Consider the following 233-nt stretch of genomic DNA (forward strand, 5'->3'; position numbering starts at 1 on the left):
CCTGCATCGTCCCATAGACGGAAGAGGAGGATGATACGATGATCTTGTTGAGAGTGGGAACCTTGGCACACGCTTCAAACAGCTGCTGAGTCGCAACCAGATTATGCTGGACATAATCGGCAAAGGTCTTCCCCCAGCTGGACCGGACCCCCGGCAACGCAGCCAGATGATAAACGCTGTCGATTCCCTTTAACCAGCTTTGCCAATTACCCGTTTGCAGCGGGGTAGAGTGG

General features: G+C 54.1%; 1 protein-coding gene. It reads right to left on the reverse strand.

The window, feature by feature from the left end:
- The coding region (locus MXD62_RS09720; protein WP_248829019.1) for an NAD-dependent epimerase/dehydratase family protein at window positions 1-233 on the reverse strand (233 nt) is incomplete at both ends.

Origin of the sequence: Frankia sp. Mgl5 (assembly GCF_023242985.1) — a bacterium.
Lineage (GTDB): Bacteria > Actinomycetota > Actinomycetes > Frankiales > Frankiaceae > Parafrankia > Parafrankia soli.